The following is a 12,513-nucleotide window of genomic DNA, read 5'->3' on the forward strand; positions in this document are numbered from 1 at the left end:
GAACTGGACAAGCCCTGTAATACACTGCAGGCCGGAAAGCTTAAGCCGCTAACCGGCCGCAGATTTCCTTTAGATCATAGAAAAGGGGAAAAACGATGAATAAGGATCAATTAATTCAAGAAGCTTTGAAAGCGCGCACACAAGCCTATACTCCCTATTCAAATTTTCCGGTAGGTGCCGCACTGATTACTAAGAACAACAAGCTTTATCAAGGCTGCAATATTGAAAATGCTTCTTTCGGGCTGACAAACTGTGCGGAAAGAACAGCAATCTTTAAAGCAGTTTCTGAAGGTGAAAAAGAAATCCAGTCAATAGCCATTTGTGCAGATACGGAAGGTCCTGTTTCTCCATGCGGTGCATGCAGACAGGTGTTGGCAGAATTCTGTGATGAAAATACAAAAATTTATTTGACTAATCTTAACGGAAACACCGTTGAAACATCGATTAATGAACTTTTACCAGGTTATTTTTCTTCAAAGGATATGAAAAAGTAATTGAAAGCATGCATTTTTTTATCATGGTGCTGAAAGCGCATGCACCGCTTATTACATGCCTTGTATAACGGGCAAACAACTTGGAGGACAACATGAAATATATCATTGCGATTATTGGTTTAATTATTGTTCTGGGCCTTGCCTTCATTGCGAGTAACAATAAAAAACAAATCAAGTATAAACCAGTTCTGCTTATGATTGTGATTCAGATCGCATTGTCAGCGTTATTGCTAAATACAAAATTTGGTTATTATTTGATTAAGGGATTTGCCGATGTCTTTTCGAAACTGCTTACGTATGCAGGATCCGGAATAGACTTTGTGTTCGGAGGAATTGCTAACAAAGGTGAATCACCATTTTTCTTAGAAGTTTTGCTTCCTATCGTCTTTATTTCCGTTCTAATTGGTATTTTTCAATATTTACGCATCCTGCCTTTCATCATGAAATGGCTGGGCTTTATCCTAAGCAAAGTCAATGGGATGGGGAAATTGGAGTCTTATAACGCTGTAGCATCCGCTATGGTTGGACAATCTGAGGTTTTCATTACGGTCAAAAAACAATTAGGCCATTTGCCTCCTAACCGTCTTTATACACTTTGTGCGAGTGCGATGTCAACCGTATCAATGTCTATCGTTGGCGCATACATGACAATGATTCAGCCTAAGTATGTGGTAACAGCTCTTGTGATTAACCTGTTCGGCGGCTTTATCATTTCTTCTATTATTAATCCGTACACAGTAAAAAAAGAAGAAGACCTTGTTGAAATCCTAGAAGATGAAAGACAGTCCTTCTTCGAAATGCTGGGCGAGTACATTTTGGACGGATTTAAAGTGGCAATCATTGTAGGGGCGATGCTGCTTGGATTTGTTGCTTTAATGGCAGCCATCAACGATGTGTTCAATATGATTTTCGGCATTTCATTCCAGCAGATCCTTGGCTATATCTTCTCGCCATTTGCGTTCATCATGGGTGTGCCTTGGTCAGAAGCAGTCCGTGCAGGCGGTATCATGGCAACAAAGCTTGTTACGAACGAATTCGTAGCAATGATGGATTTAACACAGATTTCATCCAAGTTTGATCCTCGTACACTTGGAATTATCTCTGTATTCCTTGTATCGTTTGCTAACTTCTCATCCATCGGAATTATTGCAGGTGCTGTAAAAGCCCTTCACGAAAAGAAAGGAAACGTTGTAGCAAAATTCGGCTTAAAGCTTCTGTATGGCGCAACACTTGTCAGTGTGCTTTCAGCGATTATCGTAAGCTTAGTATTATAATTCTTCCTGTCTGCAGTATAGGAAGTCATATAACAAATATAAAAGTATGCAGCAAAAGCATTTCCTCTTTACAGCCGTAAAGAGGGATTGCTTTTTCTCATTTTATGCAAAGGCTCTGAGTATTGAATGTTTTTAAAAGAGCCTGACAGTATCAAATAATTTAGTAAGGGAGGTTTTTGCGAAAAACGCTCTGTTATGCGTATCGCAAAATTATTATGGGTGATGTCGGATTATTGCTTTCCGGAGCAGTATTATTTTTAAATAGCATGATGTTAATGGGAAAAGCGGATGGGAAAAGTGTGGCCATTCTGAATTTATTGGTTGGTGCCCTGCAGGTCATAGTGCCCTTTTACTTAATCGTTGTTTCAGATCAGCAGCATTGGACCATTTATACAAATGCTTCTATCTTTTTATTTGGACTAACGTATTTATACCTTGGTATTACAATCTTATGGAATCTTGAGAATAACGGCCTTGGCTGGTTTTCCATTTGGGTCTCTATCATTGCCCTTGTTTACAGTGTGATTGCTTATATTCATTTCAAGGATCCGGTCAATGCACTAACATGGCTTTTATGGGCTTTCCTATGGTTCCTGTTTTACCTGGCCAATACACGAAAAATGAACATTCAGGTGTTCATTGGAAAAGTTGGTTTTGTTCAATCCTGGGTGACGCTGACGATTCCAGCACTGGCCTCTTTAACCGGGGCAGCACTTGAGCCTGTTTATCAAACTGTTTGGTTTTATGTCCTGCTGGCATCCATCGTTTCTTTCGTTGTTTTCTTTTTACAAGGTAAAGGAAAAAGGTTCAGAAGTACGGACACGATTCATAATTAAATAAGGTTCTTTTTGTTCACAGTACTGCTAATTGCGGTTTAAACACATGCAACCGCCGTACAAAGGGCAGAGCACGAATGCCAGTACGAAAAGCCTCCATGAAAACAGCGCATCACATTCTTTTCAAGAATGAGGAATGCGCTGTTTTTTGCTAAGTGCTAAAAGGGAAGCAATCTTAATAAGGATGTACGAAAATCATCAATCTATGGGAAATCAGTCTTTTGTTAAGGCTTTTTTCGTAAACTTTGTTGCTATTGGACACAAAAATATCATGGTAAATAAAATTTCATTATTAAAACTTGTGAAGAGCTTAAGAAAAGATCCCTCGAAGACAGGCAGCAAACGGAATAGTTCTTTGTACGTAAAGCAACAATCTATGCGTAAACGGCCTTTGTAATTATTTCCGAAGAGAATCATTGGAAAGGGTATATCAAATTATGAAAAGCTGAATGTGCTGCCTTGCTTCAAAATATTTACATGAGCTATATTCAAAAGAACATGATTCATACTATAATAAGCCTATAGATTGGGGGAATGTTTCCATGAAAATGAATGTTATCATCATTCCAGCGAAAAAAGGAAGAAAAGGCTATCCGCGTATTGAAATTCGCTCATATGAGGAAGCGGGACGCTATATTGTTCATGGAATGAGCAGGGATTTTGGCGTTCAGCACAGCGGCCGAAACGAACGCAAGGCCATTGCTCAGGTACTGGAAAAAATGGTGACTAACATTGCAAATCGGAGGCAGAATCAAAAAGAATAAGCCATTTATCCGATTGCGATCATTTCAAAATACAAATAATTTTCCTCCCGAATATATATACACTCTTCTTTTTTCTTCTGTAATAGCAATGATTATTAAAAGCTCCTCTTAGATGCTTTTAGCGAGCGTTCTTTGATCCAGCGGTTTTTTCCGTTTGTCCTTCTATATCTTTTCAAGAAATATAGTAATTCTGTAAAATTCCTTCAGTGCTATACATTTTCCTCAACCATTTAGTTGTAGCGTTCTGGTCTTGCTGCTGGTTGATTTCAGCTGCAGGCACTCGCTTTCCGCGGGGCGGCCCGGGAGCCTCATCATAGCAAGCTCCTGCGGGGTCTCCGCAAGCACGCTGAATCCCTGAGGAATCTCGTGCCTTTCGCTCCAATCCACATTGGGATCAATTCAACATTGGATTTTCAGTAGTTATTTGATTGTGCCCTGATCTTCCAGCTTGTTATTTTCGGCTTTAAGCACTCACTCCAATTAACTCTGAATTCAAATCAGTAATGGAATTTTACAAAGACATGGTTGTGCTCTGTTTTTCCTGCTGGTTGATTTCCGCTGCACCACTCGCTTTCCACGGGGCGGCCCGGGAGCCTCATCATAGCAAGCTCCTGCGGGGTCTCCGCAAACACTCTGGATCCCGCAGGAGTCTCGTTCCTTCCGCTGCAATCCGCATTGCATTCAAATCAACACAGAGGTCTTACGAAGAAAATGACTTAAGTCCTCATCCTCCTGCAGGTTGCTTTCCGCGGGGCGGCCCGGGAGCCTCATCATAGTAAGCTTCTGCGGGGTCTCCGCAAGCACGCTGAATCCCTGAGGAATCTCGTGCCTTTCGCTCCAATCCACATTGTAATTTAAATCAACACAGGGGTTTTACTGAGAAGATGGTGTCAGTTCTCATCATCCTGCAGGTTGCTTTCCGATACAGGTACTCGCTATCCACAGGCAGTCAGGAGCCTTCTCGCCCCTTCTATACAGGAAGTATCACTTTTTTGCTCCAATCTCAATTGGGTATCAATATCAACTTTAAATTGTAACAAGGCCTGCTTTATAATTGGATACCTTTACTCTTTTTGTGGAAGGCTACAGAAGAGTGGAGGTGAAGAATATGGCCAAAAAGGCTAATAACCGGGGAAACAGAACATCCGGCGTGAATCCACAAGGGTTCGCACAGGATGTGTCGTCTGCTCAGAATCCGAAAAGCGAGCTTGAAAACCGCGCGAAGAAAAGCAACACAAAAATATAATGAGATACGGGGCTGGCCGCAGCATGAACGCCAGCTCTTGCAATATTATCAAAGGACTCGGGTATTTGTATGCCCGGGTTTTTGCCTGAAACAAATACATATTGACACTGATATGCGCGTTTGTTAAAATTATCTTGAATTCGAGATAATTATTTCGGTTTAGAAAATATATTTCTAAAAATTTTTATGTTAATACCTCGATTTCGAGATAATTGCACATACTATAGATTATGCTTAGATACGAGATTGGACTCAGCAAATAAAGTGGAACAGCAGAATTAATAAACACAATAATGAACGAAGATAAAAACAGTGGTAGAAGAGGAGAGATGAAAATGGGAAAAAGAACAGCCGGAATTCACCATATTACCGCAATTGTAGGAAATCCTCAGGAGAATGTTGATTTCTACGCAGGAGTATTGGGCCTTCGCCTTGTGAAAAGAACGATTAACTTTGATGATCCGGGAACCTACCATCTTTATTTTGGTGATGAAGCAGGAAAACCAGGAACCATTATTACGTTTTTTCCATGGCCTGATGCGTACCGCGGAAAAATTGGAGACGGCCAAGTTGGCGTAACTACTTATGCAGTCCCGAAAGGAGCCATGTCCTTTTGGGAAAATCGATTAGAGAAGTTTCAGATTCCTTTTACAAAAACAATGCGGTTTGGCGAGGACATCTTAGCGTTTGATGATCCTCATGGCTTGCATTTGGAAATTGTGGAGCGAGTAGAAGGGGAAAAGAATACGTGGGAGTTTGGCGATGTCACTGCGGATGTTGCGATCAAAGGCTTTGGCGGAGCGACCCTTCTATCCTCCCAGCCTGAAAAAACCGCTGAGCTTCTTGAAAAAGAGTTTGGACTTGTGAGGGTGGGAGAGGAAGGCGATTTCCTTCGCTTCCAATCTCCAAGCGACATTGGCAATGTGATTGATCTTAAGCGTACTGCATCAGGAGCCCGTGGAAAGATGGGAGCAGGCATTGTCCATCATATTGCAATGAGAGCAAAGGATGGGCAGGATCAGCTTGAATGGAGAGGACAATTGGCAAAGCATGGCTATCACATTACGCCAGTCAAGGACCGAAATTATTTTACTTCCGTTTATTTCAGGGAGCATGGTGAAATATTATTTGAAATTGCGACCGATCCTCCAGGCTTTTCTCTGGATGAATCTCCTGATACCATGGGAGAGAGACTCATGCTTCCGGAGTGGTATGAACCGCAGAGACAGAAAATAGAAAGTGTGCTGCTGCCCATTGAGCCAAGGAAGCTAGATTAATCGAATAGGAGTGGTTTTATTGTTATCGATCGATCCTGCATCAAACAGTGTAAAGGAAAATTATAAATTGTTGATTGGCAGCATTATTCCAAGACCGATTGCGTTTGTAACGTCTGCTTCAAGCGATGGAGTGGTCAATGCAGCTCCTTTTAGCTACTTTAATGTGGTTTCTGCCGAGCCCCCTCTGGTATCCATATCTGTTGGACGTGTTCGAGGTGAGCGGAAGGATACTTCGAGAAATATTTTAGAGAACAAAGAATTTGTCATTCACATTGTGGATGAGGAGAACGTGGTAAAAGTAAACCAGACATCCGCCAGTCTCCCGCCAGATGAAAGTGAAGTGGATTTAGCGAGACTTACGAAGGTGGAGAGCAGCGTCGTTTCGGTTCCGGGAGTAAAAGAATCAAAAATCCGGATGGAATGTGTCTTGGAGCATTGTCTTGAACTTGGCGAAAAGGAAGCACCCTCCTGTGACTTAATCATTGGTCGGATCGTTCGTTTTCACTTTGCAGAAGAGGTATATGAGGCGGGGAAAATTAATTATGACAAGTTAAAAGCTGTCAGCAGGCTAGCTGGCAATGATTATGCAAAAATTGGAGACATTTTTTCCATTGAAAGACCTAAATAAAACTATTTGAGAGTATGGGAGGGAATAATATGAAGCATTTATTCCAAAAAGGCACTGATCCTAATAAGCCAGTCCTGCTTTTATTGCATGGAACAGGCGGAACCGAGCAGGATTTGCTGCCTTTAGCTGAAAAAATAGATGGAGCTGCTTCCGTGCTCAGTGTCCGGGGAAATGTGCTGGAAAACGGCATGCCGCGTTTCTTTGCCAGGCTGGCAGAAGGGGTATTCGATGAAGAGGATTTGATTTTCCGCACAAAGGAGCTTTATGATTTCTTGGGTGAAGCCTCAGAAAAGTATGCCTTTGACCGGAAGAATATCGTAGCCATTGGTTACTCAAACGGTGCGAATATTGCCGGCAGTCTGTTATTCCACTATAAAGATTCATTGAAAGGAGCCATCCTCCATCATCCGATGGTTCCAAGGAGAGGAATTGATCTTCCGGACCTTACAGGAACAGAAGTCTTTATCGGAGCGGGAACAAATGACCCGATGTGCCCGGCGGCGGAATCAGAAGAGCTTAAAAAGCTGCTTGAGGAAGCCCGTGCAAATGTTGGCCTGCACTGGGAAAATTATGGCCACCAGTTGACCTATGGCGAGGTCGAAGCGGCTGCAGCCTGGTATAAAAAGCATTTTTAAAACGAGAAAGGGGAGGCTGCATATCTGCGTGCTTCCCTTTTTTAAAAAAAGGATAAGTATAAAGTTTCAACGTAGTCTCTGCCTAGATCCAGCGCCTATCGGCTAGCGGATTTCTCTGTCCCCTCACCAAGATAAGTTTGCACGAAACCGCCATCATAACATTTGGCTATATTTCCTATAAAAAACAAATATTATCCTTTTCGTGATAACGGGAGTATGATAGTTTCATCTACTGAAATGGGGGATCCACTAAATGAAAGAAATATCGCGCACGAAATCTGCCTTGATTCTTGCTTTTTTAGTAATTATATGGGGAATTAATTGGCCGCTTTCGAAGCTTGCGCTTATCTATACACCGCCGCTGTTATTTGCAGGCATCCGAACTTTTCTAGGAGGATTGATTCTCCTGATTTTTGCTCTTCCTAAATGGAAAGAGCTGCGTTTTAAAGAAAACTGGCATTTATATACGATTTCTGCTGTGTTAAATATTATTATGTTTTATGGCCTTCAAACCATTGGGCTGGGCTATATGCCTGCGGGGCTTTTTTCAGCTATTGTGTTTATTGAACCGGTTTTATTAGGGATTTTCAGCTGGATATGGCTGGGTGAATCCATGTATGGACTGAAAATTGCCGGATTGGCTCTCGGCTTTGCGGGTGTCGCTGTCATCAGCTCAGGTGGCTTTACAGGCAGTTTGTCTGTAACGGGCATTCTGCTTGCGCTCGGCTCAGCACTCGGCTGGGGGCTTGGCACGGTTTTTGTTAAGAAAACAGGCGGCCGGGTAAACTCCATTTGGATGGTGACCATGCAGCTGCTGATTGGCGGGCTCATCTTAATGGGCACAGGAACAGGGATAGAAAGATGGTCTGAGATCCAGTGGAATACCGCTTTTATTTCTGACTTGCTGTTTATCTCTATCTTTGTGATTGCCTTTGGATGGCTGGCCTTTTTTACACTGGTTGGATCCGGAGAAGCAAGTAAGGTTGGGTCCTACACCTTCCTGATTCCGTTGATTGCGATTATTGTGAGTTCCTTGCTGCTTCATGAATCGATCACTATTAATCTAGTAGCGGGATTGATTTTCATACTATTGAGCATTTGTTTAGTGAATATGCCGGTTAAGAATCGAAAACGCGGCAAACCGAATGATGCAGAACCAGTTCAGCAAATACAGTAAAGAGTGAAAAATAAGTGAAACCAAAAGCCATTTCCTTCAAAGGGGATGGCTTTTTCGTATATGGAAATGAGGATACAGTGTGGAGATTTATGCTTTAATGTGGTAGAGTGTAAAAGGGGTCTGACCCCTTTAGTGGAGTAAAGAAAAGCGGGGTATACATATAGGTCTTTGTGCTTGTTTTGCCCGAAAAGGGTTGGTTTTCGCCCGAAAAACATGAATTTTCGCCCGAAAACAGCTCTCGGGACCCCCAGTGAACCGAAAAATTAACCTTCTGACATGCTGAGTAAACTGTCTGCTACACAATCATGCTTAAAATGTGTACCTAATGCCCCAATCTCGAGCAATTTTTTTTATAAAACCACATTTCACCATTGTTTTCCGTACCTTACATCTCGTACCCGCTTTGCCGGTATTTTATATGGAAGAAATAAGTGCAAAAAAAAAATCCTTCTGAGGGTTTTCAACCAACAGAAGGATTTCATTTTACTATATCTCTCTTAATCTTATTTACTATTTAAAATAGGCACTAATTGGTTGGCAACTGGTGAACCGATGCCTGTCACTACATCGTAGCCGGCTGTTGCGGAGTAACCGTTGCTGCCTGTTGTGATGTCATGGAAGTTCGTTTTGTAGCCTGTGCTTCCAGTTGTTCCTGCAGTGCTGTAAATAGCACTAAGAACTTGAGAGCTGGAAAGGGCTGTAGAGCGTCCTTCATCGGACAGGGCAACAAGTGCTCCCCATGCTGGTGCGCTGAAGCTTGTACCCCCTACGGAGAACCAGCCGGACTGTCCGTTGTCAGGTGTACTTGTGTAGACATAAACGCCAGTGTTAGGATCTGCATCAAAGGCAACATCCGGAATACCGCGTTTTGAGCCTACAACGCTTGTCCAGTTTGATTGATAAGAAGGTCTTGCTTCATAGGAGCTCACTGCACCGCCGGAATCCGTCCAAGCAGATTCACTGCTGTATGCTCCTGAACTGTTAAGATTTAAAGTAGTGCCGCCAACGGCTACGACACTGGAGGAAGAAGCCGGCCAGGATCCGCCTGCGCCGCTGTCACCTGCAGAGGCAAGGTACGTAATTCCTGCATGGTTGAAGTGGCTGTCGTAGGAGGATTCACCTGAAAATTCAGAGCCGCCCCAGCTGTTTGAAACGACAGTGGCACCATGATTGGTCGCATAGTCTTCTGCAACAAGCAAATCAGCAGTAGAAGCTGATTTCGCTGAAACCACCATGATTTTTGCAGAAGGTGCAAGAGCGTGTGCCCATTCTACATCCAATGATGTTTCAAGCGCCCAGCCGCCATCGGTAGCCGGTTTTCCTTGCGGATAATCCACTTCGATGTTAGCAGCAGGGAGCCCCCATTGTGTATCAAATGTGTTTAAATCAGACTGGATTGTTGGACTTCCATAGGCTTCGATTAAGGCAATCGTTTGGCCAACGCCTGATTTGGATAGCTGATCAATGCCGTATGCTTTTTTGATTTGAGAAGGATTGTAAGTAGTGCTTCCTGATGAGGCAAAAGGTTTGTTCTTTTGACTGGAAAGATGTTTAAAATGAATAGGGTGCTTTACCATTTTCGAATTTAATGCTTGGGGTGCTGTGCTCGCAGAGGTAGAAATGCTAAATACACTAAAAAAGGTCAGTAATCCGGCTGCCACACTAAATTCAGTTTTGCGAAGAGTTGGTTTCATTTTCTTTCCTCCTAATTTTTTTTTGGATTTAAAAGTTTTTAAATCTAGGAAAATTTTAATTCGAATAGTAAACTTAGTAAATGATTCTATTAGACTATTTTAAAGATTTAAATAATTTAAAGAATAATGCAAATTACACTTGACTCGTGTTTATAGAGGTTGTATAAAAATGAAAAACGGTAATTTATATGAATTTCAGACGATAGACATATAGTTCCTTTTTCCTGTAATGCAAAAAGGTAGGAGGAAAATTAATTAAAATATAATAAAAATTTAGTACGGCGTTTCCATATGGAGGATTGTTTTAAGTACAATGGAACCATTCGTATACTGCAGCCAAAGCAGGATTTTTTATCATTACTAAATCTCTACAAAGTTTCCAAGAATAGAAGAGAATGACCAATATAGTTTTTGTCTAGCATGGTTTTCGTCTCCTCCCTTTGATAAGTCAATCTCCAGTTTCCTATATCCCAGTCGACGATTAAGAAAAACGTATGCCTTGAGCAAGGGGCTTTCGCTATTCTTTTAGAAAATGAATATTTTAAGAGAGATAGAAGTTTAGCAGGCGTATTGGATAGGGAATAGGAGAGTAATAAATTATTGCTAGAGAACCCTCTCTTGCCCTATAACATTCGTAGCTGCCTCAGCCTGAGAGTTTCCATCCTAAGGACTGCTGGAAACTCTTTTTTTATTCTACAAGCGCTGCCAGGTGGAGAGGGGTTCATATAAAAAAGGAGTGAAGGCTTTGTTTAAGGAAGCAGTTTTTCATCGTCCGAAAAATAATTTTGTTTATGCCTATAATAGCGAGACCCTCCATGTAAGGATTCAAACAAAAAAGGATGACATAAACAGCATTGTACTCCATTTTCAGGATCCCTTTGCGTTTGATGGTGTTGGAATTGAGCATTCGACAGTGGCTATGACCAGAATTGGTACAGGCAGCCTGTATGATTACTGGCAGGGGGAAATTTCTTCTCCTCATATAATGAGAATTGAGTATTGCTTTGAATTATCGGATGGGGAAGAAACGTGCTTTTTTGGAGAAAGCGGCTTTTGCGGAGCCTATGAAGAAATAAAAAACCACTTTCGATATCCTTATTTGCACAAAGCAGATGTCTTTGATGCCCCGGAATGGGTAAAGGAAACCGTTTGGTATCAAATATTTCCTGAGCGTTTTGCCAATGGTGATCCATCAAATGACCCGGAAGGAACCCTTTCCTGGGGAAGCGAGCCGCCTTCTGAGACCAATTTTTTTGGCGGCGACTTGGAAGGAATCATTCAAAAGCTCGATTATATTAAGGACCTTGGTGTGACTGGTATTTATTTGACCCCTGTATTCAAGGCGGAATCTAACCATAAGTACGATACAATCGATTATATGGAAATCGATCCGCAGTTTGGGGACAAGGAAACCCTGAAGCGGCTGGTAAAGGAAGCACACGACAAAGGAATCCGCGTCATGCTGGATGCAGTCTTTAATCACAGCGGCTATTATTTCAAACCTTTTCAAGATGTGCTGGAAAATGGGGAGCAGTCAAAGTATAAGGATTGGTTTCACATCCATGAGTTTCCTGTTAAAACGGAGCCGGTTCCTAACTATGATACCTTTGGGTTTACGTATACCATGCCAAAATTCAACACCCAAAATCCTGAAGCAAGAGAATACCTCTTGAAGGTTGCCCGCTACTGGATTGAAGAGTGTGATATTGACGGATGGCGGCTGGATGTGGCAAATGAAGTGGATCATGCCTTCTGGATCGATTTTCGCAAAACTGTACGGGACATAAAGCCTGACCTTTATATTGTTGGCGAAATCTGGCATGACAGTCTGCCCTGGCTGCAAGGGGACCAGTTCGACGCCGTCATGAACTATCCTTTTACCAGCCGTGTTAAGGACTATTTTGCCTACCGGTCTATTAGTTTGGCAGAATTCAGGGAAGGCATTGAGGAACTTAAATTCATGTACCCTCAGAATGTCCATGACGTAGCCTTTAACCTGCTGGGCAGCCATGACACCCCGCGGATTCTGGACGAGTGCGGGGATGATAAAGAAAAAGTGAAGCTTTTGTTCCTGTTCCAGCTGGCCTTTTCTGGAAGCCCCTGCCTTTATTATGGAGACGAAATTGCCATGTTCGGAGGAGGGGATCCAGGCAACCGTGCCTGCATGGTATGGGATGAAGAAAGTATGGATCTCGAATTGCTGGAATTTGTGAAGCAGCTCCTGCATCTAAGAAAGGAACACAAAGCTCTATCCCGCGGTGAAATTGGTTTTCATGTCCGCGAAGATTGCCTTGCCTTTGAAAAGCATTATGGAGATGAAACGTTATTTGTGGTTATCAACAACAGCGATGAGCCAGGTACATTTGAATTTGACCATGAGCATTTCAGCTTCTTGCTTCTGAATGGCGAAAGTGTCGAAGAGGAAAAAGCGATTTCTCTGCCTCCAAAGGGCTATGCGATTTTAAAAGCATAGGCTGTCTTATATCTA

General features: G+C 42.3%; 12 protein-coding genes. 10 read left to right on the forward strand and 2 right to left on the reverse strand.

Annotation, left to right across the window (positions count from 1 at the left end; genetic code table 11):
* The first annotated feature begins 95 nt into the window (after positions 1–95).
* From A5N88_RS18780 to A5N88_RS18800, 4 genes are all read left to right on the forward strand, one after another.
* Entirely contained in the window at positions 96–494 is a 399-nt protein-coding gene (locus A5N88_RS18780) for a cytidine deaminase (RefSeq protein ID WP_066268804.1), read from the forward strand.
* Positions 495–586: 92 nt separating this feature from the next.
* Entirely contained in the window at positions 587–1,768 is a 1,182-nt protein-coding gene (locus A5N88_RS18785; protein WP_066268806.1) for a NupC/NupG family nucleoside CNT transporter, read from the forward strand.
* Between the two features lie 215 nt (positions 1,769–1,983).
* Positions 1,984–2,604 carry an AmiS/UreI family transporter gene (locus tag A5N88_RS18790; protein ID WP_066270679.1) on the forward strand — a complete coding sequence of 207 codons (621 nt, stop codon included), beginning with the start codon at positions 1,984–1,986 and terminating at the stop codon, positions 2,602–2,604.
* A 542-nt stretch (positions 2,605–3,146) separates the two neighbouring features.
* Positions 3,147–3,368 (forward strand): hypothetical protein, encoded by a 222-nt coding sequence (locus A5N88_RS18800; protein ID WP_066268810.1) that lies wholly within the window; start codon positions 3,147–3,149, stop codon positions 3,366–3,368.
* A 172-nt stretch (positions 3,369–3,540) separates the two neighbouring features.
* Here the strand turns inward: A5N88_RS18800 and A5N88_RS18805 are convergent, their stop codons facing one another.
* Positions 3,541–3,750, reverse strand: coding sequence for a hypothetical protein (locus A5N88_RS18805; RefSeq protein ID WP_066268811.1), 210 nt, complete (start codon positions 3,748–3,750; stop codon positions 3,541–3,543).
* A gap of 726 nt (positions 3,751–4,476) precedes the next feature.
* On the opposite strand from A5N88_RS18805, the gene sspL reads away from it, so the two are divergent.
* The 5 genes from sspL (at position 4,477) to A5N88_RS18830 (ending at position 8,331) form a co-directional block, all read left to right on the forward strand.
* On the forward strand, positions 4,477–4,614 hold the full coding sequence (gene sspL / locus A5N88_RS18810; RefSeq protein WP_066268812.1) for a small, acid-soluble spore protein L: 138 nt from the start codon (positions 4,477–4,479) through the stop codon (positions 4,612–4,614).
* 335 nt (positions 4,615–4,949) lie between these two features.
* The gene (locus A5N88_RS18815) at positions 4,950–5,891 is read left to right on the forward strand and encodes a ring-cleaving dioxygenase (RefSeq protein WP_066268814.1); all 942 of its coding nucleotides are present in this window, start codon (positions 4,950–4,952) and stop codon (positions 5,889–5,891) included.
* Positions 5,892–5,910: 19 nt separating this feature from the next.
* A complete protein-coding gene (locus A5N88_RS18820; protein ID WP_066268816.1) occupies positions 5,911–6,519 on the forward strand; it encodes a flavin reductase family protein in 609 nt (202 codons plus the stop codon).
* 29 nt (positions 6,520–6,548) lie between these two features.
* Complete coding sequence (locus A5N88_RS18825) at positions 6,549–7,154, forward strand: alpha/beta hydrolase (protein WP_066268817.1); 606 nt, start codon at positions 6,549–6,551, stop codon at positions 7,152–7,154.
* A 253-nt stretch (positions 7,155–7,407) separates the two neighbouring features.
* Positions 7,408–8,331: a DMT family transporter gene (locus A5N88_RS18830; RefSeq protein ID WP_066268818.1), complete on the forward strand. Its 924-nt coding sequence runs from the start codon at positions 7,408–7,410 to the stop codon at positions 8,329–8,331.
* Between the two features lie 503 nt (positions 8,332–8,834).
* Here the strand turns inward: A5N88_RS18830 and A5N88_RS18835 are convergent.
* Positions 8,835–10,025 carry a S53 family peptidase gene (locus A5N88_RS18835; RefSeq protein WP_066268820.1) on the reverse strand — a complete coding sequence of 397 codons (1,191 nt, stop codon included), beginning with the start codon at positions 10,023–10,025 and terminating at the stop codon, positions 8,835–8,837.
* Positions 10,026–10,770: 745 nt separating this feature from the next.
* On the opposite strand from A5N88_RS18835, the gene A5N88_RS18840 reads away from it, so the two are divergent.
* On the forward strand, positions 10,771–12,498 hold the full coding sequence (locus A5N88_RS18840) for a glycoside hydrolase family 13 protein (RefSeq protein WP_066268823.1): 1,728 nt from the start codon (positions 10,771–10,773) through the stop codon (positions 12,496–12,498).
* Positions 12,499–12,513 lie beyond the last annotated feature (15 nt).

This window comes from Heyndrickxia acidicola (assembly GCF_001636425.1).
GTDB classification, from domain to species: domain Bacteria; phylum Bacillota; class Bacilli; order Bacillales; family Bacillaceae_C; genus Bacillus_AE; species Bacillus_AE acidicola.